This is a genomic window from Pseudomonas sp. R11F (assembly GCF_050312575.1).
GTDB classification, from domain to species: Bacteria; Pseudomonadota; Gammaproteobacteria; order Pseudomonadales; family Pseudomonadaceae; genus Aquipseudomonas; species Aquipseudomonas palleroniana.
Window position 1 is genome coordinate 48,427 of sequence record NZ_JBNPJU010000080.1, and the last position, 24,451, is coordinate 72,877.

At 57.6% G+C, this 24,451-nt stretch carries 21 protein-coding genes and 2 tRNA genes; 22 read left to right on the top strand and 1 reads right to left on the bottom strand.

Annotation, left to right across the window (positions count from 1 at the left end; translation table 11 throughout):
- The first annotated feature begins 250 nt into the window (after positions 1-250).
- The 6 genes from dnaJ to ACQRBV_RS27245 all read left to right on the top strand — a co-directional run bounded on the left by dnaJ (position 251) and on the right by ACQRBV_RS27245 (position 7,821).
- Entirely contained in the window at positions 251-1,375 is a 1,125-nt protein-coding gene (gene dnaJ / locus ACQRBV_RS27220; protein WP_060752272.1) for a molecular chaperone DnaJ, read from the top strand.
- Positions 1,376-1,385: 10 nt separating this feature from the next.
- On the top strand, positions 1,386-2,192 hold the full coding sequence (dapB, locus tag ACQRBV_RS27225) for a 4-hydroxy-tetrahydrodipicolinate reductase (protein ID WP_090365776.1): 807 nt from the start codon (positions 1,386-1,388) through the stop codon (positions 2,190-2,192).
- Between the two features lie 259 nt (positions 2,193-2,451).
- Entirely contained in the window at positions 2,452-3,588 is a 1,137-nt protein-coding gene (carA, locus tag ACQRBV_RS27230; protein ID WP_060752270.1) for a glutamine-hydrolyzing carbamoyl-phosphate synthase small subunit, read from the top strand.
- A gap of 105 nt (positions 3,589-3,693) precedes the next feature.
- Positions 3,694-6,915, top strand: a complete 3,222-nt coding sequence (carB, locus tag ACQRBV_RS27235; RefSeq protein WP_411985609.1) for a carbamoyl-phosphate synthase large subunit — start codon at positions 3,694-3,696, stop codon at positions 6,913-6,915.
- On the top strand, positions 6,912-7,388 hold the full coding sequence (greA, locus tag ACQRBV_RS27240; RefSeq protein ID WP_060752268.1) for a transcription elongation factor GreA: 477 nt from the start codon (positions 6,912-6,914) through the stop codon (positions 7,386-7,388). Before carB ends, greA begins: the two co-directional genes overlap by 4 nt.
- 28 nt (positions 7,389-7,416) lie before the next feature.
- A complete protein-coding gene (locus tag ACQRBV_RS27245) occupies positions 7,417-7,821 on the top strand; it encodes a hypothetical protein (RefSeq protein WP_060752267.1) in 405 nt (134 codons plus the stop codon).
- 6 nt (positions 7,822-7,827) lie between these two features.
- On the opposite strand, the gene ACQRBV_RS27250 is transcribed toward ACQRBV_RS27245, so the two are convergent.
- Positions 7,828-8,136, bottom strand: coding sequence for a YhbY family RNA-binding protein (locus ACQRBV_RS27250; RefSeq protein ID WP_010206607.1), 309 nt, complete (start codon positions 8,134-8,136; stop codon positions 7,828-7,830).
- 107 nt (positions 8,137-8,243) lie between these two features.
- Between ACQRBV_RS27250 and rlmE the strand changes: the two genes are divergently transcribed.
- From rlmE to ACQRBV_RS27330, 16 genes are all read left to right on the top strand, one after another.
- On the top strand, positions 8,244-8,894 hold the full coding sequence (gene rlmE, locus ACQRBV_RS27255; RefSeq protein ID WP_010206606.1) for a 23S rRNA (uridine(2552)-2'-O)-methyltransferase RlmE: 651 nt from the start codon (positions 8,244-8,246) through the stop codon (positions 8,892-8,894).
- Between the two features lie 200 nt (positions 8,895-9,094).
- Positions 9,095-11,005 (top strand): ATP-dependent zinc metalloprotease FtsH, encoded by a 1,911-nt coding sequence (gene ftsH / locus ACQRBV_RS27260; protein ID WP_060752266.1) that lies wholly within the window; start codon positions 9,095-9,097, stop codon positions 11,003-11,005.
- A gap of 8 nt (positions 11,006-11,013) precedes the next feature.
- A complete protein-coding gene (gene folP, locus ACQRBV_RS27265) occupies positions 11,014-11,868 on the top strand; it encodes a dihydropteroate synthase (RefSeq protein ID WP_411985610.1) in 855 nt (284 codons plus the stop codon).
- 16 nt (positions 11,869-11,884) lie between these two features.
- On the top strand, positions 11,885-13,222 hold the full coding sequence (gene glmM / locus ACQRBV_RS27270; protein ID WP_090365786.1) for a phosphoglucosamine mutase: 1,338 nt from the start codon (positions 11,885-11,887) through the stop codon (positions 13,220-13,222).
- Between the two features lie 66 nt (positions 13,223-13,288).
- A complete protein-coding gene (gene tpiA, locus ACQRBV_RS27275) occupies positions 13,289-14,044 on the top strand; it encodes a triose-phosphate isomerase (RefSeq protein ID WP_090365788.1) in 756 nt (251 codons plus the stop codon).
- A gap of 4 nt (positions 14,045-14,048) precedes the next feature.
- Positions 14,049-14,432 carry a preprotein translocase subunit SecG gene (secG, locus tag ACQRBV_RS27280; RefSeq protein ID WP_010206600.1) on the top strand — a complete coding sequence of 128 codons (384 nt, stop codon included), beginning with the start codon at positions 14,049-14,051 and terminating at the stop codon, positions 14,430-14,432.
- A 22-nt stretch (positions 14,433-14,454) separates the two neighbouring features.
- Positions 14,455-14,540: transfer RNA gene (locus tag ACQRBV_RS27285), tRNA-Leu, on the top strand.
- Positions 14,541-14,636: 96 nt separating this feature from the next.
- Positions 14,637-14,713, top strand: a tRNA-Met gene (locus ACQRBV_RS27290).
- 140 nt (positions 14,714-14,853) lie between these two features.
- A complete protein-coding gene (gene rimP / locus ACQRBV_RS27295) occupies positions 14,854-15,312 on the top strand; it encodes a ribosome maturation factor RimP (protein WP_060752349.1) in 459 nt (152 codons plus the stop codon).
- Positions 15,313-15,359: 47 nt separating this feature from the next.
- Positions 15,360-16,841 (top strand): transcription termination factor NusA, encoded by a 1,482-nt coding sequence (nusA, locus tag ACQRBV_RS27300; RefSeq protein ID WP_056854968.1) that lies wholly within the window; start codon positions 15,360-15,362, stop codon positions 16,839-16,841.
- 26 nt (positions 16,842-16,867) lie between these two features.
- Positions 16,868-19,387 carry a translation initiation factor IF-2 gene (gene infB / locus ACQRBV_RS27305; RefSeq protein WP_090365789.1) on the top strand — a complete coding sequence of 840 codons (2,520 nt, stop codon included), beginning with the start codon at positions 16,868-16,870 and terminating at the stop codon, positions 19,385-19,387.
- Positions 19,388-19,546: 159 nt separating this feature from the next.
- On the top strand, positions 19,547-19,942 hold the full coding sequence (gene rbfA / locus ACQRBV_RS27310; protein WP_060752261.1) for a 30S ribosome-binding factor RbfA: 396 nt from the start codon (positions 19,547-19,549) through the stop codon (positions 19,940-19,942).
- A gap of 4 nt (positions 19,943-19,946) precedes the next feature.
- Positions 19,947-20,864, top strand: coding sequence for a tRNA pseudouridine(55) synthase TruB (gene truB / locus ACQRBV_RS27315; RefSeq protein ID WP_060752260.1), 918 nt, complete (start codon positions 19,947-19,949; stop codon positions 20,862-20,864).
- A gap of 115 nt (positions 20,865-20,979) precedes the next feature.
- Positions 20,980-21,249 carry a 30S ribosomal protein S15 gene (rpsO, locus tag ACQRBV_RS27320; protein ID WP_003177875.1) on the top strand — a complete coding sequence of 90 codons (270 nt, stop codon included), beginning with the start codon at positions 20,980-20,982 and terminating at the stop codon, positions 21,247-21,249.
- 195 nt (positions 21,250-21,444) lie between these two features.
- Positions 21,445-23,550 carry a polyribonucleotide nucleotidyltransferase gene (gene pnp / locus ACQRBV_RS27325; protein ID WP_060752259.1) on the top strand — a complete coding sequence of 702 codons (2,106 nt, stop codon included), beginning with the start codon at positions 21,445-21,447 and terminating at the stop codon, positions 23,548-23,550.
- Positions 23,551-23,848: 298 nt separating this feature from the next.
- Positions 23,849-24,448, top strand: a complete 600-nt coding sequence (locus ACQRBV_RS27330; RefSeq protein WP_060752258.1) for a BON domain-containing protein — start codon at positions 23,849-23,851, stop codon at positions 24,446-24,448.
- Positions 24,449-24,451 lie beyond the last annotated feature (3 nt).

Genomic DNA, 24,451 nt, shown 5'->3' on the forward strand with positions numbered 1-24,451 from the left:
GCGTTGGCGTGTCTGGGGTACGCGAATTTTTACAGCATGCGACAGCGTTCGGATGCTGGCGGTGTGATCGGGAATGCTCCTGCTTCCCGAGCAGTAAATACCGCGTTTTTGATCGGGGCTCCGGTTAAAAAGTAGTAATGACCAGGATCGTTGAATTGACGTGAGTTGGGTCCGGGCCTGTATTGGGGCTCAACGAGTTTGGCAAGGCTCAGGAGGGTCTGGCTGAACATCCTTAAGAGTGCAAAGACTTATGGCAAAGCGTGACTATTACGAAGTATTGGGTGTGGAGCGCAGCTCCAGCGAGTCGGACCTGAAGAAGGCCTACCGTCGCCTGGCTATGAAGCATCACCCGGACCGTAATCCGGATAGCAAGGAATCCGAAGAACTGTTCAAAGAGGCCAACGAAGCCTACGAATGCCTATCTGACCCTAACAAGCGTGCGGCCTACGACCAGTACGGCCATGCCGGCGTCGATCCGAGCATGGGCGGTGGTGGCGCCGGTTTTGGTGGTCAGAACTTCTCCGATATCTTCGGCGATGTCTTCAGCGACTTCTTTGGTGGTGGCCGTGGTGGCCAGCGTGGCGGTGCCCAGCGCGGCAGCGATCTGCGCTACACCCTGGAACTGAACCTGGAAGAAGCGGTACGCGGTACGAGTGTCAATATCCGTGTGCCGACGCTGGTCAACTGCAAGCCGTGTGATGGCTCGGGTGCCAAGAAGGGCTCCTCGCCGATTACTTGCCCGACCTGTGGGGGTATCGGCCAGGTACGCATGCAGCAAGGTTTCTTCTCGGTGCAGCAGACCTGCCCGCGCTGCCATGGCCAGGGCAAGATCATTTCCGACCCGTGCGACTCCTGTCACGGCGAAGGGCGTGTCGAAGAGTACAAGACCCTGTCGGTGAAAGTGCCGGCGGGTGTGGATACCGGTGATCGTATTCGTCTGTCGGGCGAGGGCGAGGCGGGTACTCAGGGCGGCCCTACGGGTGACTTGTACGTGGTGATCAACGTGCGTGAGCACTCGATCTTCCAGCGTGATGGCAAGCACCTGTTCTGTGAAGTGCCGATCAGTTTTGTCGATGCGGCTTTGGGTGGCGAGATCGAGATTCCGACGCTTGATGGGCGTGTGAAACTCAAGATTCCTGAAGGCACGCAGACCGGCAAGCAGTTCCGCATCCGTGGCAAAGGCGTTGCGCCGGTGCGCGGCGGTGGCGCCGGTGACCTGATGTGCCGCGTGGCGGTGGAAACGCCGGTCAACCTGAATCGCCGTCAGCGTGAATTGCTTGAAGAATTCCGCAGTTCGTTGGAGGGGGATCACTCCCACTCTCCGAAGACCACTGGCTTTTTCGATGGCGTGAAGCGCTTCTTCGGCGACCTGTAAGGAAGTGAGTATGCGACGTATAGCCGTAATGGGCGCTGCAGGGCGCATGGGCAAGACGCTGGTCGAGGCGGTGCAGCAGCGCTCGCCTGCTTCCGGGCTGACCGCGGCCATCGTGCGCCCCGGTAGCACGCTGATCGGTGCGGATGCCGGTGAGCTGGCCTCGTTGGGGCGTATCGGCGTTTCGCTGTCCGGCAACCTGGAACAGGTGGCTGACGAGTTCGACGTATTGATCGATTTCACCCTGCCGGACGTCATGCTGAAGAACCTGGCGTTCTGCCGCAAAGCCGGCAAGGCCATGGTGATCGGTACCACGGGCTTGAGTGCCGAGCAGAAGCAATTGTTGGTGGAGGCGGGCAAGGATATTCCTATCGTCTTCGCCGCCAATTTCAGCGTGGGTGTGAACCTTTCGCTCAAGCTGCTGGATCTGGCGGCTCGCGTGCTGGGTGATGAGGCGGATATCGAGATTATCGAGACTCATCACCGCCACAAGATCGATGCGCCGTCCGGTACCGCGCTGCGCATGGGTGAGGCGATTGCCGATGCGTTGGGGCGTGATTTGTCGAAAGTCGCCGTTTACGGTCGTGAAGGTCATACCGGTGCGCGCGCGCATGACACCATCGGGTTTGCCACGGTTCGCGGTGGTGATGTGGTGGGAGATCACACTGTGTTGTTCGCCGCTGAAGGCGAGCGCCTGGAAATCACTCACAAGGCGTCCAGCCGTATGACGTTCGCCAAGGGCGCGGTGCGTGCCGCGCTTTGGCTGGAAGGGCGTGAGCCTGGCCTTTACGACATGCGTGACGTGCTGGATCTGCACTAATCAGTAGCTAAAAGGGGGTCTCAAGCTTATGCTTAGGCCCCGTTTTTACCCGCTAGGCGACGTCCTGTCGCATTCCCCTGCCTTTAAGGCTCATTAGCGGTGGACCCAAAAAGCCTTTTTCTGTAAGCTACAGCTTTAGTGTGTCCACTAAAAGCGCGCAGAATAATTCAGTGAACAAGCGGGGTGACGTGTCCATACGTCACTCCGCTTTTTTACAACCTGCGATCGCCCTTTCAGGCTTTATTTACGGGAGGTCTTCTTGACTAAGCCAGCCATACTCGCCCTTGCTGATGGCAGCATTTTTCGCGGCGATGCCATTGGAGCCGACGGTCAAACCGTTGGAGAGGTAGTGTTCAACACTGCCATGACCGGCTATCAGGAAATCCTTACTGATCCTTCCTACGCCCAGCAGATCGTTACCCTGACCTATCCGCACATCGGCAACACCGGTACTACACCGGAAGACGTCGAGTCTGATCGTGTCTGGTCGGCGGGTCTGGTGATTCGTGACCTGCCACTGGTTGCGAGCAACTGGCGTAACACGATGTCGCTGTCCGATTACCTGAAAGCCAACAACGTTGTGGCGATCGCCGGTATCGACACTCGCCGCCTCACACGCATCCTGCGTGAAAAAGGCTCGCAGAACGGCTGCATCATGGTCGGTGACAATATCTCCGAAGAGGCGGCGATTGCCGCGGCGCAAGGTTTCCCTGGCCTGAAAGGCATGGACCTGGCGAAAGTCGTCAGCGCTAAAGAGAAGTATGAGTGGCGCTCCACGGTCTGGGATTTGAAGACTGATGACCATGCGACCATCGAAGCCGCTGAGTTGCCTTACCACGTAGTGGCCTACGACTACGGCGTCAAGTACAACATCCTGCGCATGCTGGTCGAGCGCGGCTGCCGCGTGACGGTGGTTCCGGCGCAAACCCCGGCCAGCGATGTGCTCGCCCTGCAACCGGATGGCGTATTCCTGTCCAACGGCCCGGGTGACCCCGAGCCATGCGACTACGCTATCCAGGCAATCAAGGACGTGCTGGAAACCGAGATTCCGGTATTCGGTATCTGCCTGGGCCACCAGCTGCTGGCCCTGGCCTCCGGCGCCAAGACCCTGAAAATGGGCCACGGCCACCACGGTGCCAACCACCCGGTACAAGACCTGGACACGGGCGTTGTGATGATCACCAGCCAGAACCACGGTTTCGCGGTGGATGAAGCAACCTTGCCGAGCAACGTCCGCGCTATTCACAAGTCGCTGTTCGACGGTTCCCTGCAGGGTATCGAGCGCACCGACAAGAGCGCGTTCAGCTTTCAGGGCCACCCTGAGGCCAGCCCGGGCCCGAACGACGTCGCGCCGCTGTTCGACCGTTTCATCAATGAGATGGCCAAGCGACGCTGACTGAGCGGCTTGCGGGCGGCCCCGGACCTCGGTGGCCCCCGCAGGCGCTTCAAAGATTGTTCAAGACGGCTTGCCGACTGACCTGCGGATTTGAGTGACAAACCCATGCCAAAACGTACAGACATAAAAAGCATCCTGATTCTCGGCGCCGGCCCGATCGTGATCGGCCAGGCCTGCGAATTCGACTACTCCGGCGCCCAGGCTTGTAAAGCACTGCGCGAAGAGGGTTACCGCGTCATCCTGGTGAACTCCAACCCGGCTACCATCATGACCGACCCGGCCATGGCCGACGCTACCTACATCGAACCGATCAAGTGGCAGACCGTTGCCAAGATCATCGAGAAAGAGCGTCCGGACGCACTGTTGCCGACCATGGGCGGCCAGACTGCTCTGAACTGCGCCCTGGACCTGGAGCGCGAAGGCGTCCTGGAGAAATTCGGCGTAGAGATGATCGGTGCCAATGCTGACACCATCGACAAGGCTGAAGACCGTTCGCGTTTCGACAAGGCCATGAAGTCCATCGGCCTGGCATGCCCACGCTCGGGTATCGCCCACAGCATGGAAGAAGCCAATGCGGTCCTTGAGACCCTGGGTTTCCCGTGCATCATCCGTCCATCCTTCACCATGGGTGGCACCGGTGGCGGTATCGCCTACAACCGTGAAGAGTTCGAAGAAATCTGCGCCCGTGGTCTGGACCTGTCGCCGACCAAAGAGCTGCTGATCGACGAATCCCTGATCGGTTGGAAAGAGTACGAGATGGAGGTTGTCCGCGATAAAAAGGACAACTGCATCATCGTCTGCTCTATCGAAAACTTCGACCCGATGGGCGTGCACACCGGTGACTCGATCACCGTGGCTCCGGCACAGACCCTGACCGACAAGGAATACCAGATCCTGCGTAACGCCTCCCTGGCGGTACTGCGCGAGATCGGCGTGGAAACCGGTGGTTCCAACGTTCAGTTCGGCATCTGCCCGAACACCGGCCGCATGGTCGTGATCGAAATGAACCCGCGTGTATCGCGTTCGTCGGCCCTGGCTTCGAAAGCCACCGGCTTCCCGATTGCCAAGGTCGCGGCCAAGCTGGCAGTGGGTTACACCCTGGACGAGTTGTCGAACGACATCACTGGCGGCAAGACCCCGGCGTCTTTCGAGCCGTCCATCGACTACGTCGTGACCAAGCTGCCACGTTTTGCTTTCGAAAAATTCGCCAAGGCCGACGCGCGCCTGACCACTCAGATGAAGTCTGTGGGTGAGGTCATGGCCATCGGCCGTACCTTCCAGGAATCCCTGCAGAAAGCCCTGCGCGGCCTGGAAGTGGGCGTTTGCGGCCTGGACGAGAAGCTCGACCTGGCCAGCCCGGAAAGCATGAGCGTGCTCAAGCGCGAGCTGACCGTGCCGGGCGCCGAGCGTATCTGGTACGTGGCTGACGCCTTCCGTGCCGGCATGAGCGTTGAAGACATCTTCGGCATGAACATGATCGACCCTTGGTTCCTGGTCCAGATTGAAGATCTGATCAAGGAAGAAGAGAAGGTCAAGACCTTGGGCCTGGCCAGTATCGACCGCGACATGATGTTCCGCCTCAAGCGCAAGGGGTTCTCCGACCAGCGCCTGGCCAAATTGCTGGGTGTGACCGAGAAAAACCTGCGCACCCATCGTCACAAGCTGGAGATCTTCCCGGTCTACAAGCGCGTTGACACCTGTGCTGCCGAGTTCTCCACCGACACCGCCTACCTGTACTCCACCTACGAGGAAGAGTGCGAAGCCGCGCCGTCGGGCCGCGACAAGATCATGATTCTGGGTGGTGGTCCGAACCGTATCGGCCAGGGTATCGAGTTCGACTACTGCTGCGTGCACGCCGCCCTCGCTCTGCGCGAAGACGGTTACGAAACCATCATGGTCAACTGCAACCCGGAAACCGTTTCCACCGACTACGACACCTCCGATCGCCTGTACTTCGAGCCAGTGACCCTGGAAGACGTGCTGGAAATCGTGCGCGTCGAGAAGCCTAAAGGCGTGATCGTCCAGTACGGCGGCCAAACCCCGCTGAAGCTGGCGCGTGCCCTGGAAGCTGCCGGTGTGCCGATCATCGGTACCAGCCCTGACGCCATCGACCGCGCTGAAGACCGTGAGCGCTTCCAGCAGATGGTCGAGCGTCTGAACCTGCGTCAGCCACCAAACGCCACCGTGCGCAGCGAAGACGAAGCCATCCGTGCAGCCAGCAAGATCGGCTACCCGCTGGTGGTGCGTCCGTCCTACGTATTGGGCGGTCGTGCGATGGAAATCGTCTACGAAGAAGAAGAACTCAAGCGTTACCTGCGTGATGCGGTGAAAGTGTCCAACGACAGCCCGGTGCTGCTGGACCACTTCCTCAACTGCGCCATCGAAATGGACGTGGACGCTGTTTGCGACGGCACCGACGTGGTGATCGGCGCGATCATGCAGCACATCGAACAGGCTGGTGTTCACTCCGGTGACTCCGCTTGCTCGCTGCCGCCTTATTCGCTGCCGGTACACATCCAGGACGTGATGCGTGAACAGGTCAAGAAAATGGCCCTGGAGCTGGGTGTAGTCGGCTTGATGAACGTACAGTTGGCGCTGCAAGGCGAGGACATCTACGTCATCGAAGTCAACCCGCGTGCTTCGCGTACCGTGCCGTTTGTTTCCAAGTGCATCGGTGTGTCTCTGGCCATGATCGCTGCCCGCGTGATGGCGGGTAAGACCCTGAAGGAAATCGGCTTCACCCAGGAAATCATTCCGAACTTCTACAGCGTGAAAGAGGCGGTGTTCCCATTCGCCAAATTCCCTGGTGTGGACCCGATCCTGGGCCCAGAGATGAAGTCCACCGGTGAAGTGATGGGTGTGGGAGATACCTTCGGTGAGGCGTTCGCCAAGGCCCAGATGGGTGCCAGCGAAGTGCTGCCGACCGGCGGTACTGCGTTTATCAGCGTGCGTGATGATGACAAGCCACTGGTTGCAGGCGTGGCCCGTGATCTGATCAACTTGGGCTTCGAAGTCGTGGCCACTGCCGGGACCGCCAAGCTGATCGAGGCTGCGGGCCTGAAAGTGCGTCGCGTGAACAAGGTGACGGAAGGCCGTCCGCACGTGGTCGACATGATCAAGAATGACGAAGTCACTCTGATCATCAACACCACCGAAGGTCGCCAGTCGATCGCGGACTCTTACTCCATCCGTCGTAACGCCTTGCAGCACAAGATCTACTGCACCACGACTATTGCTGCTGGCGAAGCCATCTGCGAAGCGCTCAAGTTCGGTCCGGAAAAGACCGTGCGTCGCTTGCAGGATCTACACGCAGGATTGAAGGCATGACCAAATACCCCATGACTGTCCAGGGCTTCAAGGCCCTGGAAGAGGAGCACGCCCATCTGACCAAGGTCGTCCGTCCGAAGCTGAGCCAGGACATCGGTACGGCCCGTGAGCTGGGTGACTTGAAAGAGAATGCCGAATACCACGCTGCTCGTGAGCAGCAGGGTATGGTCGAGGCGCGTATTCGCGATATCGAAGGCCGTCTTCAGAACTCGGTGGTTATCGATGTAACGACCATTCCCCATACGGGTAAGGTGATTTTCGGCACCACCGTTGAAATCGCCAACGTCGAGACCGATGAAAGCGTGACTTACCACATCGTGGGTGAGGACGAAGCTGACATCAAGCAGGGCAAGATCTCTGTAGGTTCGCCGATTGCCCGTGCCTTGATTGCCAAGGAAGAGGGTGATGTGGTGGCTGTGAAAACGCCAAGTGGCGTGATCGAGTACGAGATTGTTGAAGTTCGTCACATCTGAAAGACGGCGCCCATTTAGTGTGGGCGCCATGCTTTGGCAGCTCGCCCAGATGCTTTGGGTGGGTGGCCTGTGGCTGTTTCATGTTGGCGTGTTACCGGTGCTGGGCCTGATTGGTCTGGCGCCGTTGCTGATCGATGAGATCGACGGATTGCTCAGTGCGCTGCTGGTGGATTTTGCGGCGGCGTGCGTGACGCTCCAGGTGCTGGTGCTGATCAAGGCCGAAGGCTTGGGGAGTTTATGGCGGGATATTCGCGGCCAACTACTGTTGGTGGCGCTGTATGCATGCGCAATGTTTTGCGTGGTGCATGTATGGTTGCCGGAAGCGTTGCGCTGGCAGCTATTCAGCTATCTTGTGCTAGGGTTCTGCGGGTTGGTGCTGGTTTTACAGCCGGCGCCAGGGTGGAGTGGCGGGGCGCGCGAAGCGCGCCCGTGACCCTTGTTACTTGAAGCGATGAACGTTCGACAATTGCTTGTTGACGCTGAAATTCTTGCGATACAGCAGCGCCATCTTGCCGATGACCTGAACCAGGTCCGCTTTACCGACCTTGCACAGTTCTGCAATGGCGGCCAGGCGTGCTTCGCGATCAAGGATGTTGACCTTGATTTTGATCAGTTCATGATCGTTCAGTGCGCGTTCAAATTCGGCTAACACACCTTCAGTCAAACCGTTGTCTGCCACAATCAGAACTGGTTTCAGATGGTGGCCAATGGATTTGTACTGTTTCTTCTGCTCTTGAGTGAGCGGCATAATCTGACCCCTGCGTCTGATCTTGTAAAAAAGCGGCGGCCAGTTTACCCGAGCGAGTCCGGGACCGCCCAGTTAATCACGACCCGTTTTATTTTTCGAGGTGGCCCGTGGCCCGTTCCAAAACTAGCCTTAAGTGGCTGCAAGAGCATTTCAACGATCCTTACGTCAAAAAGGCGCAAAAGGATGGCTATCGTTCCCGGGCCAGTTACAAACTGCTGGAGCTCCAGGACAAAGACAAATTGTTTCGCCCCGGCATGAGCGTGATCGACCTCGGGGCTGCCCCGGGTGGCTGGTCCCAGGTGGCCAGTCGTCTGATTGGTGGGCAAGGCCGGTTGATCGCTTCCGACATCCTTGAGATGGACAGCATCCCGGATGTGACCTTCGTGCATGGCGACTTTACCCAGGATGCCGTGCTGGCCGAGATATTGGAGGCTGTGGGAAATTCGCAGGTAGACCTTGTGATTTCCGACATGGCCCCCAATATGAGTGGATTACCGGCTGTTGATATGCCGCGAGCCATGTTCCTCTGCGAGTTGGCACTGGACCTGGCGGGGCGGGTATTGCGTCCGGGTGGTGATTTCCTGGTCAAGGTTTTCCAGGGTGAGGGCTTCGACGAGTACCACAAGAACATCCGCAAGCTGTTCGACAAGGTGCAGATGCGCAAACCAGACTCCTCCCGGGACCGATCTCGCGAGCAGTATCTGTTGGCGCGGGGGTTCCGCGGTATCGAAGGCGCCGCCAGTGATGAGCGTCTTTGAGGTTTTTAAGAGAGCCGATAGGTTTTTTTATATCGCTTTCGTCACGAAGCTTTACGAATATTGTGTAGTCAAAGTTTCACAAAGGGTTACAGACGGCGCCTGCCAGAGTTGTAGGTAATGTAGTAAGTTAGGCCGGTGAATATCATGCGAAGCGCGCGCCAGTAGCGGAGCTTGCTTCAGAGGGTAGTTAATTGAACGATATGGCAAAGAATCTGATCCTGTGGTTGATCATCGCGGCTGTCCTGGTGACGGTGATGAACAACTTCTCCAGCCCTAACGAGCCGCAGACCCTCAACTATTCCGACTTCATCCAGCAAGTTAAGGATGGCAAGGTCGAGCGCGTGGCGGTTGATGGCTACGTGATCACCGGCAAGCGCAACGATGGCGACAGCTTCAAGACCATTCGTCCGGCCATTCAGGATAACGGTCTGATCGGCGACCTGGTGGATAACCACGTGGTTGTCGAAGGCAAGCAGCCTGAACAGCAGAGCATCTGGACTCAACTCCTGGTGGCGAGCTTCCCGATCCTGGTGATTATCGCCGTGTTCATGTTCTTCATGCGCCAGATGCAAGGTGGCGCGGGAGGCAAGGGCGGGCCGATGAGCTTCGGCAAGAGCAAGGCGCGCCTGCTCTCCGAGGACCAAGTGAAAACCACGCTGGCTGACGTTGCCGGTTGCGATGAAGCCAAGGAAGAAGTGGGTGAGCTGGTCGAGTTCCTGCGTGATCCGGGCAAGTTCCAGCGCCTGGGTGGCCGCATCCCTCGTGGCGTGCTGATGGTAGGTCCTCCAGGTACTGGTAAAACCTTGCTCGCCAAGGCGATTGCCGGCGAGGCGAAGGTGCCGTTCTTCACCATTTCCGGTTCCGACTTCGTCGAAATGTTCGTCGGTGTCGGTGCCAGCCGTGTTCGCGATATGTTCGAACAGGCTAAGAAACACGCGCCATGTATCATCTTTATCGACGAAATCGACGCCGTTGGTCGCCATCGTGGTGCCGGCATGGGCGGCGGTCATGACGAGCGTGAGCAGACACTCAACCAGTTGCTGGTCGAGATGGATGGCTTTGAGATGAATGACGGCATCATTGTCATTGCCGCGACCAACCGTCCGGACGTGCTGGACCCTGCGCTGTTGCGTCCGGGGCGTTTCGACCGTCAGGTTGTCGTCGGTCTGCCGGATATTCGTGGCCGCGAGCAGATCCTTAAAGTGCACATGCGCAAAGTACCGATGGGCGATGACGTCGCTCCTGCGGTGATTGCCCGTGGTACTCCAGGCTTCTCCGGTGCTGACTTGGCCAACCTGGTGAACGAGGCGTCGTTGTTCGCTGCTCGTACCGGCAAGCGCATCGTCGAAATGAAAGAGTTCGAACTGGCGAAAGACAAGATCATGATGGGCGCAGAGCGCAAAACCATGGTCATGTCCGAAAAAGAGAAGCAGAACACCGCTTATCACGAAGCCGGTCACGCTATTGTCGGTCGCGTTGTGCCTGAGCACGATCCGGTCTACAAAGTATCGATCATTCCTCGTGGCCGGGCGCTGGGTGTCACCATGTTCCTGCCGGAAGAGGATCGTTACAGCCTCTCCAAGCGTGCATTGATCAGCCAGATCTGCTCGCTGTACGGTGGTCGGATCGCTGAGGAAATGACCCTCGGTTTCGATGGTGTAACCACCGGCGCCTCCAACGACATCATGCGTGCCAGCCAGATTGCGCGGAACATGGTGACCAAGTGGGGCTTGTCGGAAAAACTCGGCCCACTGATGTATGCCGAGGAAGAAGGCGAAGTGTTCCTGGGACGTGGCGGTGGTGGTCAGAATGCCAGCTTCTCCGGCGAGACAGCCAAGCTGATCGACTCCGAAGTGCGCAGCATCATCGACCAGTGCTATGGCACGGCCAAGCAGATCCTGACCGACAATCGCGACAAGCTGGATGCGATGGCTGATGCGCTGATGAAGTATGAAACCATTGATGCCGACCAGATCGACGACATCATGGCCGGGCGCGCACCGCGTGAACCTCGCGATTGGGAGGGTGGTTCGGGTACCTCGGGCACCCCGCCAGTGGTACAGAATGAGCGCCCTGAAACCCCGATCGGCGGCCCGGCAGCTGACCACTAAGGTTTGAAATGACTTCTGCGTTGTCCTCTACCACCCGGTTGCCTTGCGGCAGCCGGGTTCTTGATTTGGCCCATACTCATGTGATGGGTATTCTTAACGTAACCCCCGACTCCTTTTCCGATGGCGGCCGCTTCTGCCAGTCGGATGCTGCATTGCGTCACGCTGAGGCAATGGTGGCTGCGGGGGCGACGCTGATCGATGTCGGCGGTGAGTCGACTCGGCCTGGTGCTCGCGTGGTTTCTCCATTGGAGGAGTTGGAGCGGGTGGCGCCGATCGTCGAGCGTATTGCACGTGAGCTGGATGTGATCATCTCGGTCGATACATCGACCCCGGCTGTGATGCGCGAAACGGCGCGTTTAGGGGCGGGGCTGATCAATGATGTGCGATCTCTTCAGCGGGATGGCGCACTGGATGCTGCAGCGGCGACCGGTTTGCCGGTCTGCTTGATGCATATGCTGGGGGAGCCCGGCAATATGCAGGACAGTCCTCATTACAATGACTTGGTCGGTGAGGTCAGTGGGTTTCTTGCTGAGCGTATTGCTCAATGTGTCACTGTGGGCATTGCGCCCGAGAAGATCATCCTTGACCCCGGTTTTGGTTTTGCCAAAACGTTACAGCACAATTTGAGTCTGTTTAAGCACATGGAATCCTTGCATGTGCTGGGTCGGCCTTTGTTGGTCGGTGTTTCGCGTAAGAGCATGATAGGGCTGGCCTTGAATCGCCCGGTGGGCGAGCGGCTATATGGCGGTCTTGCGCTTGCAGCGCTCGCAGTGGCCAAGGGCGCGCGTATTTTGCGTGTGCATGACGTCGCAGAGACTGTCGATGTGGTGCGCATGATTGAGGCTGTAGAGTCCGCCAAATAAGAATGATGGAGTATTTATGACTAAAAAGTATTTTGGCACCGACGGCATTCGTGGTCGTGTCGGCGAATTCCCTATTACTCCTGACTTTATGCTGAAGCTGGGTTGGGCGGCAGGTATGGCGTTCCGTAGCATGGGCGCGTGCCGCATCCTGGTAGGCAAGGACACCCGTATTTCAGGTTATATGTTTGAGTCTGCACTGGAGGCCGGTTTGTCCGCCGCAGGTGCCGATGTGATGTTGCTGGGGCCTATGCCGACACCGGCAATCGCTTACCTGACCCGTACATTTCACGCTGAAGCCGGTATCGTGATCAGTGCCTCGCACAATCCTCATGATGACAATGGCATCAAGTTTTTCTCGGGGCAGGGCACGAAGCTGCCGGACGAGATCGAGTTGATGATTGAGGAGTTGCTGGACGCGCCAATGACGGTGGTCGAATCCAGCAAGCTGGGTAAGGTATCGCGTATCAACGACGCCTCCGGCCGTTACATCGAGTTTTGCAAGAGCAGCGTACCCACCAGTACCAATTTCGCTGGGCTGAAGATTGTTGTGGACTGCGCTCATGGGGCTACCTACAAGGTAGCGCCAAGCGTGTTCAAGGAGTTGGGCGCTGATGTGACGGTGCTGTCGGCCCAGCCCAACGGTTTGAACATCAATGAAAACTGTGGCTCCACCCACATGGGACAGCTGCAGGCCGCAGTTCTTGCGGAGCATGCTGACCTGGGGATCGCTTTTGACGGTGATGGCGACCGGGTTCTGATGGTGGACCACACCGGTGCGGTGGTCGATGGTGATGACCTGTTGTTCATCATTGCTCGCGACCTGCATGAGCGTAATAAGCTGCAAGGGGGTGTCGTCGGTACGCTGATGAGCAACCTTGGCTTGGAATTGGCACTGGCGGATCTGGGAATTCCCTTCGTGCGGGCCAACGTGGGGGATCGCTATGTCATCGCCGAGTTGCTTGAGCGCAACTGGCAGGTGGGTGGTGAGAACTCCGGGCACGTGGTCTGCTTCCATCACACCACCACGGGTGATGCGATTATTGCAGCCTTGCAGGTTTTGCTGTCCCTGCGCCGTCGTGATGAGAGCCTGGCTCAGGCGCGTCAGGCTCTGCGCAAGTGCCCGCAGGTTTTGCTCAATGTGCGTTTCGCCGGGGGTGAAAACCCAATCGAACACCCTTCTGTGAAGGAGGCTTGCGAGCGCGTGACCCTGGCGATGGCGGGGCGTGGCCGTGTGCTGCTGCGTAAGTCCGGCACAGAGCCTTTGGTGCGCGTTATGGTCGAGGGTGATGATGAAAATCAGGTCCGCGGCCATGCCGAAGACCTGGCAAAACTGGTAACTGAAGTTTGCGGCTGAATTCGGCTTGCCAGTGAGGGTGTGGTTGGGTAACATCTGCGCCCACTTTGACCGACGGGGTACAGCATGCGTCGCACTATGGTAGCTGGTAACTGGAAGATGCACGGTACCCGCGCCAGTGTCGCTGAGCTGATCAATGGCCTTCGTCACCTGGCCTTGCCTAGCGGTGTTGATGTTGCGGTTTTCCCGCCTTGCTTGCATATCAATCAAGTGATTGAAGGCTTGAAGGGCAAGTCGATTCAGGTCGGCGCGCAGAACTCTGCGGTGGAACCCATGCAAGGTGCGTTGACCGGCGAGATATCGCCGAGTCAGCTGGTTGATGCGGGTTGTTCCTATGTGCTTGTCGGGCACTCCGAGCGTCGTCAGATGATGGGTGAGCGTGATGGGACACTCAATCGCAAGTTCGCTGCTGCACAGGCTTGTGGCTTGGTTCCGGTGTTGTGCATAGGGGAGACCCTTGAACAGCGCGAATCGGGCAAGACTCTTGAGGTTGTCTCGCGTCAGCTGGGCAGCATCATCGAGGAGCTGGGTGTTGGTGCATTTGCAAAGGCGGTAATTGCTTACGAGCCGGTCTGGGCCATTGGCACCGGGCTGACTGCTACGCCGCAACAAGCGCAGGATGTGCACGCAGCCATTCGCGCACAGTTGGCGGCAGAGAATTCTGAAGTTGCACAAGGTGTGCGTCTTCTATACGGCGGCAGCGTGAAGGCGGCCAATGCGGTCGAACTGTTCGGCATGCCGGATATCGATGGGGGGCTCATTGGTGGAGCTTCCCTGAATGCAGATGAGTTCGGTGCGATTTGTCGCGCCGCGGGAAACTGAAAAAATGCTGGAAACAGTCGTAGTCGTTTTTCATCTGTTGGCTGCCCTGGGCGTAGTTGCCCTGGTTTTGTTGCAACAGGGTAAAGGTGCGGATGCTGGTGCGTCTTTCGGTGCAGGTGCTTCAAATACTGTGTTCGGAAGCCAAGGTTCCTCTACCTTTCTTAGTAAGTTTACTGCTATACTTGCCGCAGGTTTCTTCATAACCAGCTTAGGGTTAGGTTACTTTGCTAAAGAGAAAGCTCATGTGCTGACTCAAGTAGGTCTCCCAAATCCGGCGGTGTTGGAAGTACCAAAAGCAAAACCGGCTTCTGATGATGTCCCGGTGCTTCAAGAGCAAAAGTCGGCTACTCCGGCGACTGACGTACCTCCAGCTCAAGAGCAGAAGTAAGAAGGGTTGTAAACGCTGTATTGCCGAGGTGGTGGAATTGGTAGACACGCAACCTTGAGGTGGTTGTGCCCATAGGGTGTAGGGGTTCGAGTCCCCTTCTCGGTACCAATTATCAGGAGAGCCCGCTGTTGCGGGCTTTCTTGTAGGTGGAAGGTTACATTGACCCTGTAAGGGATCGGTCGTATACTTCCGCCCCAGCTTTGTCGCGGGGTGGAGCAGTCTGGTAGCTCGTCGGGCTCATAACCCGAAGGTCGTCGGTTCAAATCCGGCCCCCGCAACCAGTTTTAGCGGAGCCCCTTTTAAGGGGCTTTTTGTTAGCTGGACACTTTCAACGCCGCTGTTCGACGGCGTTTCAAGGATGGGCGTTTCGCCCATTTTTTTATTTTGCACAGCATGCACATACATGCACGAGGGGGTTCAGGTGTCGAGCAAGCTAGAAGAGTTGCAGGCCTTGTTGGCCCCGGTGGTCGTGGCCCTAGGCTATGAATGCTGGGGTATTGAGTTTTCGGCTCAAGGTCGCCACTCAATGTTGCGCGTTTATATCGATAAAGAGGGCGGCGTGCTGGTGGACGATTGTGCCATTGTCAGCCGTCAGCTCAGCGGTGTGCTGGATGTTGAAGATCCGATCTCCGTTGAATACACCCTCGAAGTTTCCTCGCCAGGCATGGAACGCCCACTGTTCACTATTGAGCAGTTTGCAAAATTTGCCGGTGAACAAGTGAAGATCAGGCTGCGATCTCCCTTTGAAGGGCGACGCAACTTTCAGGGCCTTCTGCGCGGTGTAGAAGAACAGGATGTCGTGGTGCAGGTAGAAGACCATGAGTTCCTGTTGCCGATCGATATGATCGACAAGGCCAACATTATTCCCAGTTTTGACTGAGACGCGGATCCCGCGGATCCAATGGCTTGCGAAAGGCGAGGCGTACGATGAGCAAAGAAGTACTGCTGGTTGTTGAGTCGGTATCCAATGAAAAGGGCGTACCGGCAAACGTGATTTTTGAAGCGCTGGAGCTGGCCCTGGCCACTGCGACCAAAAAGCGTTTTGAAGACGAAGTTGATCTGCGTGTGGAAATCAACCGCCACACCGGTGCCTATGAGACTTTCCGTCGCTGGACGGTCGTCGAAGAGGCCGATCTTGATGATCCGGCCATCGAAACCTGGCCAAGCAAGGTTGCCGAAACGCATCCTGGTGCCAAGGTCGGTGATGTCGTCGAAGAAAAGATCGAATCGATCGAATTCGGCCGTATTGCTGCACAGACCGCCAAGCAGGTCATCGTGCAGAAGGTTCGCGAAGCCGAGCGCGCTCAAGTCGTTGACGCTTATCGCGAGCGCCTGGGTGAAATCATCTCCGGCACCGTGAAAAAAGTGACTCGTGACAACGTGATCGTTGACCTGGGCAACAACGCCGAAGCGTTGCTGGCCCGCGAAGACATCATCTCTCGCGAAACCTTCCGTGTCGGCGTGCGTCTGCGTGCGCTGCTCAAGGAAATCCGCACCGAGAACCGCGGCCCTCAGTTGATCCTGTCGCGTACCGCGCCGGAAATGCTGATCGAGCTGTTCCGTATCGAAGTGCCGGAAATTGCCGAAGGCCTGATCGAAGTCATGGCTGCGTCCCGAGACCCGGGTTCGCGCGCCAAGATCGCGGTCCGTTCCAAGGACAAACGCATCGACCCGCAAGGCGCTTGCATTGGTATGCGCGGTTCGCGTGTCCAGGCAGTGTCGGGCGAATTGGGCGGTGAGCGTGTGGATATCGTTCTGTGGGACGATAACCCGGCGCAGTTCGTGATCAATGCCATGTCGCCGGCTGAAGTGGCGGCAATTATCGTTGACGAAGATGCCCATGCAATGGACATCGCCGTCGGCGCAGACAATCTGGCTCAGGCCATTGGTCGTGGCGGTCAGAACGTGCGTCTGGCGAGCCAACTGACCGGTTGGACCCTGAACGTGATGACCGAATCGGACATCCAGGCTAAGCAGCAAGCTGAAACCGGTGACATCCTGCGCAACTTCATCGAAGAGCTTGAAGTCGATGAAGAACTGGCTCAGGTGCTGGTAGATGAAGGTTTCACCAGCCTGGAAGAGATTGCCTACGTACCGTTGGAAGAAATGCTCAACATCGACGGCTTTGACGAGGACATCGTCAACGAGCTTCGCGCTCGGGCCAAGGATCGTTTGTTGACTAAAGCCATCGCTACTGAGGAAAAGCTGGCAGACGCCCATCCGGCCGAAGACCTGCTCTCGCTTGAGGGTATGGACAAGGATTTGGCGATGGAACTGGCGGTGCGCGGCGTAATTACCCGCGAAGACCTGGCCGAGCAGTCTATTGACGATCTGCTCGACATCGACGGCATTGACGATGATCGTGCCGGCAAGTTGATCATGGCCGCCCGAGCCCATTGGTTCGAGTAATAGGCGCGGCCTGAGGAGAGAAGTGCATGACGCAAGTCACGGTGAAACAACTGGCCGATGAGGTCAAAACACCGGTAGAGCGCCTGTTGCAGCAGATGCGTGAGGCAGGTCTGCCGCACACCGCCGCCGATGAAGGTGTGAGCGACAGTGAGAAGCAGTCTTTGCTGACTCACTTGAAGAGCAGCCACAAGGCGAAAGTGGAAGAACCGCGCAAGATTACATTGCAGCGCAAAACCACCAGCACCTTGCGTGTTGCTGGTAGCAAAAGCATCAGCGTTGAAGTACGCAAGAAGAAAGTCTTCGTACAGCGCAGCCCGGAAGAAATCGAAGCCGAGCGCAAACGCGAGCTGGAAGAACGTCGCGCAGTAGAAAATGCTGCTCGCCAGAAGGCTGAAGAAGAAGCCAAGCGTCGCGCCGAAGAAGAAGCGCGTCGCCAGCCTGCGGCTGTGCAACCTGCCGCCGAAGCGGTTGCCGCACCTAGCGCGCCTGTTGAGGCTGTACGTGAGACCGCTCCGGTTGCCGCTGCACCTGCGCCTGCAGCAGAGCGCAAGCGTGACGAACCTCGTCGTCCGGACAAGCCACGTGCCGACGATAACAATCGTCGCGGTGGCGGCGGCGATGGTGAGCGTAAAAACGCTCCACATCGCGCTTCGGTCAAAGAGAAAGCCCCTGCTCCACGCGTTGCCCCGCGTACCACTGACGAAGAAAGCGATGGCTTCCGTCGTGGTGGCCGCGGCAAGGCCAAGCTGAAAAAACGCAACGCCCACGGTTTCCAGAGCCCAACCGGTCCTGTCGTGCGTGAAGTGAAGATCGGCGAGACCATCACTGTGGGCGATCTCGCCCAGCAGATGTCGGTCAAGGCTGCTGAAATCATCAAGTTCATGTTCAAGCTGGGTACTCCGGCCACCATCAACCAGGTACTGGATCAGGAAACTGCCCAACTGGTTGCTGAAGAGCTGGGCCACAAAGTGACCCTGGTCAGCGACACAGCCCTGGAAGATTCCCTGGCCGAGTCCCTGAAGTTTGAAGGTGAGGCGGTTTCCCGTGCGCCGGTTGTGACCGTAATGGGCCACGTTGACCACGGTAAGACTTCCCTGCTCGACTACATCCGTCGTGCCAAGGTGGCTGCTGGCGAAGCCGGCGGTATCACCCAGCACATCGGTGCGTACCACGTTGAAACCGACCGTGGCATGGTGACCTTCCTCGACACCCCTGGCCACGCCGCGTTTACCGCGATGCGTGCCCGTGGTGCCAAGGCTACCGACATCGTGATCCTGGTGGTTGCAGCCGATGACGGCGTGATGCCACAAACCATCGAGGCTGTTCAGCACGCTCAGGCGGCTGGCGTGCCACTGGTGGTTGCCGTGAACAAAATCGACAAGCCGGGCGCTGATCTCGATCGCATCCGTAGCGAACTGTCGGTTCACGGCGTGACGTCCGAAGAGTGGGGTGGCGACACTCCATTCGTTCCAGTCTCCGCGAAGATGGGTACTGGCGTTGACGAACTGCTCGAAGCCGTTCTGTTGCAAGCCGAGGTTCTGGAACTGACCGCTACGCCTTCGGCCCCGGGCCGTGGTGTGGTGGTTGAATCGCGTCTCGACAAGGGCCGTGGCCCGGTTGCCACCGTTCTGGTTCAAGACGGTACCCTGCGCCAAGGCGACATGGTGCTGGTCGGTTCGAACTACGGCCGTGTACGTGCCATGCTCGACGAGAACGGCAAGCCAATCAAGGAAGCCGGCCCGGCTATCCCGGTCGAAATCCTCGGCTTGGACGGTACTCCGGACGCCGGCGACGAGATGAGCGTGGTTGCCGACGAGAAGAAAGCCCGTGAAGTGGCTCTGTTCCGTCAAGGCAAGTTCCGCGAAGTCAAACTGGCTCGCGCTCACGCCGGCAAGCTGGAAAACATCTTCGAGAACATGGGCCAGGAAGAGAAGAAGACGCTTAACATCGTCCTCAAGTCTGACGTACGTGGTTCCCTCGAAGCGTTGAACGGCGCCTTGAACGGCCTGGGTAACGACGAAGTGCAAGTGCGTGTCGTCGGTGGCGGTGTCGGTGGTATCACCGAGTCCGACGCCAACCTGGCACTGGCTTCCAACGCTGTACTGTTCGGCTTCAACGTGCGTGCCGATGCCGGCGCTCGCAAGATCGTCGAGCAGGAAGGCCTGGACATGCGTTACTACAACGTCATCTACGACATCATCGAAGACGTCAAGAAAGCCCTCACCGGCATGCTTGGCAGTGACGTCCGGGAGAACATCCTGGGTATCGCCGAAGTGCGTGATGTGTTCCGCTCGCCTAAATTCGGCGCGGTCGCTGGCTGCATGGTTGTCGAAGGCACCGTGTACCGTAACCGTCCGATCCGTGTACTGCGTGAAGACATCGTTATCTTCGAAGGCGAGCTGGAATCCCTGCGCCGCTTCAAGGATGACGCTTCCGAAGTACGTGCCGGCATGGAGTGCGGTATCGGCGTCAAGAGCTACAACGACGTCAAGGTTGGCGACAAGATCGAAGTCTTCGAGAAGGTTCAGGTTGCTCGCAGCCTCTAACTCGCGCACTTCAGGAGCCACGCAGCGTGTGGGCATGCAGATGCCCAACACCGCGTACGGACTCTAAACGCAACGCCCGGTCTGGCTTTTGTCAGGCCGGGCGTTTGCCGCTTTCAGACCCCACGGGTTTCACCGTGTGGCAGTAACAGGTAACAAGACATGGCAAAAGAATACAGCCGTACCCAGCGTATCGGCGATCAGATGCAGCGCGAGCTGGCCCAACTGATCCGTCGCGAAGTCAAAGACCCACGCGTTGGCCTGGTTACCATCACCGCAGTTGAAGTGAGCCGTGACGTCGGGCACGCCAAGATCTTCATCACCGTGATGGGCCAGGACAGCAGCGAAGAAATTGCGCAAAGCATCAAGGTGCTCAACTCCGCCGCAGGGTTCCTGCGCATGCAGTTGGCCCGTGAAATGAAGCTGCGCAGCGTTCCTCAGTTGCACTTCCACTACGACGAAAGCGTCGTGCGTGGTGCGCACCTGTCGGCCCTGATCGAGCGCGCCGTGGCTGAAGACAGCCAGCATTCGTCCACACCTGAAGACGCCAAGGAGTAAGCGGGTGGCTCAGGTCAAACGTATCCGTCGCAACGTCAGCGGCATCATTCTGCTCGACAAGCCCATTGGCTTTACTTCCAATGCCGCGTTGCAGAAGGTCCGCTGGCTGCTCAACGCCGAGAAGGCCGGGCACACCGGCAGCCTCGATCCCCTGGCCACCGGCGTGCTGCCGTTGTGCTTTGGCGAGGCCACCAAGTTCTCGCAATACTTGCTCGACTCCGACAAGGGTTACGAAACCCTGATGCAACTGGGCAAGACCACCACCACGGCCGATGCCGAAGGTGATGTCTTGCAGGTTCGTGACGTGACCGTTGGTCGTGCTGATATCGAGGCCGCTTTACCCGCTTTTCGTGGGGAAATCAGTCAGATACCGCCGATGTACTCGGCGCTTAAGCGTGATGGGCAGCCTCTTTACAAGTTGGCACGTGCCGGTGAAGTAGTGGAGCGCGAACCGCGTTCTGTTACTATTAGCCGCTTGGAATTGCTCGCCTGTGAAGGCGATACCGCGCGTTTGGCGGTGGACTGCAGCAAAGGCACCTATATCCGTACCCTGGTGGAAGATATCGGTGAAAAGCTCGGTTGCGGCGCGTACGTTGCAGAACTGCGACGCACGCAGGCCGGACCTTTCAGCCTGGCGCAGACCGTAACGCTGGAAGAGTTGGAAGCCGTACACGCCGAAGGCGGCAACGAAGCGGTTGATCGCTTCCTCATGCCATCGGACAGCGGGTTGCAGGATTGGCCATTGCTGCACTTTTCGGAGCACAGCGCGTTCTACTGGCTCAACGGCCAGCCGGTACGTGCCCCGGACGCTCCGAAGTTCGGTATGGTGCGGGTACAGGATCATAACGGTCGCTTTATCGGTATCGGTGAAGTGAGCGAAGACGGGCGCATCGCGCCACGTCGACTGATTCGGTCAGAATGACCGGACGAGGGTGGCTGTTAACAGGCACGGTCACTTCTCATTTTTAGATACAGGGATTTGTCCCTGGCCTGTTGAGATCACCTTTGGGTGGTTTCCTGAAAAAAAGGATTGCCTCATGGCTCTCGACGTTCAAGAAAAAGCACAAATCGTAGCTGACTATCAGCAAGCTGTTGGTGACACTGGTTCGCCAGAAGTGCAAGTTGCACTGCTGACCCACAACATCAACAAGCTGCAAGGTCACTTCAAGGCCAACGGTAAAGATCACCACTCCCGTCGTGGTCTGATCCGCATGGTAAACCAGCGCCGTAAGCTGCTGGACTACCTGAAGGGCAAGGATCTGGGTCGTTATCAGACTCTGATCGGTCGCCTGGGTCTGCGTCGCTAATCAGCGATTGCGCTAGAGGTTGGTTGTCTGCCGTGTGTCAGTGGGATTCCCGCTGGCCCATGGCAGGCTCCCAGCCTCAAGTTTTATCTGGATACACGTTTTACCCTGGACTAGAGTCGGGCCGATTCCCGGCATTGCCCAAGAATTTCGCAAGAAGACCCGTTCCCCCAAGAGCCACAAAGAAGGTAGGACACCGTGAACCCGGTTATCAAAAAATTCCAGTTCGGTCAGTCGACCGTTACCCTCGAGACAGGCCGTATCGCCCGTCAAGCCTCCGGCGCAGTGCTGGTTACCGTTGACGACGACGTCACCGTATTGGTGACCGTTGTAGGTGCCAAGACCGCTGACCCGAGCAAAGGCTTTTTCCCTCTGTCCGTTCACTACCAGGAAAAGACTTACGCTGCCGGTAAGATTCCTGGCGGTTTCTTCAAGCGTGAAGGCCGTCCTTCCGAGAAAGAAACCCTGACTTCCCGACTGATCGACCGTCCGATCCGTCCGCTGTTCCCAGAAGGCTTCATGAACGAAGTGCAGGTTGTCTGCACCGTCGTTTCCACCAGCAAGAAGACCGATCCGGACATCGCTGCGATGATCGGTACCTCGGCGGCCCTGGCCATCTCCGGCATTCCTTTCGATGGTCCGATCGGCGCTGCTCGCGTTGCATTCCACGAAAGCACCGGCTACCTGCTGAACCCGACTTACGAACAACTGAAAGCTTCGAGCCTGGACATGGTCGTTGCCGGTACTTCGGAAGCCGTGTTGATGGTTGAATCGGAAGCCAAAGAGCTGACCGAAGACCAGATGCTGGGCGCTGTACTGTTTGCCCACGACGAGTTCCAGGCTGTCATCAAGGCCGTCACCGAGCTGGCTGCCGAAGCTGCCAAGCCAACCTGGACCTGGGCTCCACAAGCTGAAGCGACTGAACTGCTGAGCGCTATCCGCTCCGAGTTCGGTGCTGCGATCTCCGATGCCTACACCATCACCGTCAAGGCCGACCGTTACGCTCGCCTGGGCGAACTGAAGGACCAGGTCGTGGCCAAGCTGTCCGGTGAAGAAGGCCAGCCTTCCGCCAGCGACGTCAAAGCTGCATTCGGTGAAATCGAATACCGTACCGTTCGCGAAAACATCGTTAACGGCAAGCCACGTATCGACGGCCGTGACACTCGCACCGTACGTCCGCTGAACATCGAAGTCGGCGTTCTGCCTAAAACCCACGGTTCGGCTCTGTTCACCCGTGGTGAAACCCAGGCCCTGGTAGTCGCGACTCTGGGTACTGCCCGTGACGCACAGCTGCTGGACACCCTGGAAGGCGAGAAAAAAGACCCGTTCATGCTGCACTACAACTTCCCTCCGTTCTCGGTGGGCGAGTGCGGTCGCATGGGTGGTGCTGGTCGTCGCGAAATCGGTCACGGCCGCCTGGCGCGCCGTTCGGTTCAGGCCATGCTGCCTGCGGCTGACGTGTTCCCGTACACCATCCGTGTTGTGTCGGAAATCACTGAATCCAACGGTTCCAGCTCGATGGCTTCCGTTTGCGGTGCTTCCCTGGCATTGATGGACGCTGGTGTGCCGATGAAGGCGCCGGTTGCCGGTATCGCCATGGGCCTGGTCAAAGAAGGCGAGAAGTTCGCCATTCTGACCGACATCCTGGGTGACGAAGACCACCTGGGCGACATGGACTTCAAAGTAGCCGGTACCGCCAAAGGTGTGACCGCGTTGCAGATGGACATCAAGATCAAAGGCATCACCGAAGAGATCATGGAAATCGCCCTGGGCCAAGCCCTGGAAGCGCGCCTGAATATCCTCGGCCAGATGAACCAGATCATTGGTCAGTCGCGTACCGAACTGTCGGAAAACGCTCCGACCATGATCGCGATGAAAATCGACACCGACAAAATCCGTGATGTCATCGGTAAAGGCGGCGCGACTATTCGTGCGATCTGTGAAGAAACCAAGGCTTCGATCGACATCGAAGACGACGGCTCGATCAAGATCTTCGGCGAAACCAAGGAAGCGGCTGAAGCTGCACGTCAGCGCGTTCTGGGCATCACCGCCGAGGCCGAGATCGGCAAGATCTACGTCGGTAAAGTTGAGCGCATCGTCGACTTCGGCGCATTCGTCAACATCCTGCCGGGCAAAGACGGTCTGGTACACATCTCCATGCTGAGCGATGCTCGTGTCGAGAAAGTGACCGACATTCTGAAAGAAGGCCAGGAAGTGGAAGTGCTGGTACTGGACGTGGACAACCGCGGCCGTATCAAGCTGTCCATCAAGGACGTAGCAGCAGCCAAGGCGTCGGGCGTTTAACCACCCAGCCTTAGCGCTAAGCTGAAAAAAGGACTCTCAGGAGTCCTTTTTTTATGCGCGTGGGAAAAGGTCAGGAAATCAGGCGCTTAGTAAATCCTGAAACCCGCAACTTGCATGCAGGCCTGAGTGACTTCATGCAAGTTGCACGATTTCGAAAAAAGCCTGATTTCATAAGTTATTGTTTTATAAAGAATTAATCTGGCATCAAGAATTGGCATACTGCCTGCAATAACCCTGTTAACACTGCAGCATCAAGGTCTATGCGCTGCAGACTTTCAATAAAACAGGAGTTACTCGTATGAAGAAGTTCGCTCTCGCTACTGCTACCGCTCTGACGCTGGCCATGGGTGCTAACGTAGCCTTTGCTCAGACTTCCCAAGCCCCTATGACTTTGGCGGCCGGTGAAATGACCAAGGCTAAAGAGTCTACTTCGGACACCTGGATCACCACCAAAGTGAAAGCTGATCTGCTGACCGAGAAAGGTATTCCTGGTTCGGATATCAAGGTTGAAACCAACAAAGGCGTGGTTTCCCTGTCCTCCGAAGTCGCTATCTCGGACTCGCAGAAAGCGACCGCTGTAGCCATTACCAAGAAAATCAAAGGTGTAACCGCTGTTTCTGCTGATGGCCTGCTGGCAGGCGGCGCAGTTAAAGCTGACAACATCGACAAAGCCAAGACCAGCACCTCGGATACCTGGATTACTACCAAAGTTAAATCCGACCTGGTTACCGAAAAAGGTATTCCTGGTACCGACATCAAAGTCGAAACCAACCACGGCGTAGTATCGCTGTCGTCCACTGCCGCTCTGACCCAAGCGCAGAAAGAGACTGCAGTAGCGATTACCAAGAAAATCAAAGGCGTCAAATCTGTATCGGCTGATGGTCTTACCGTTCAGTAACGC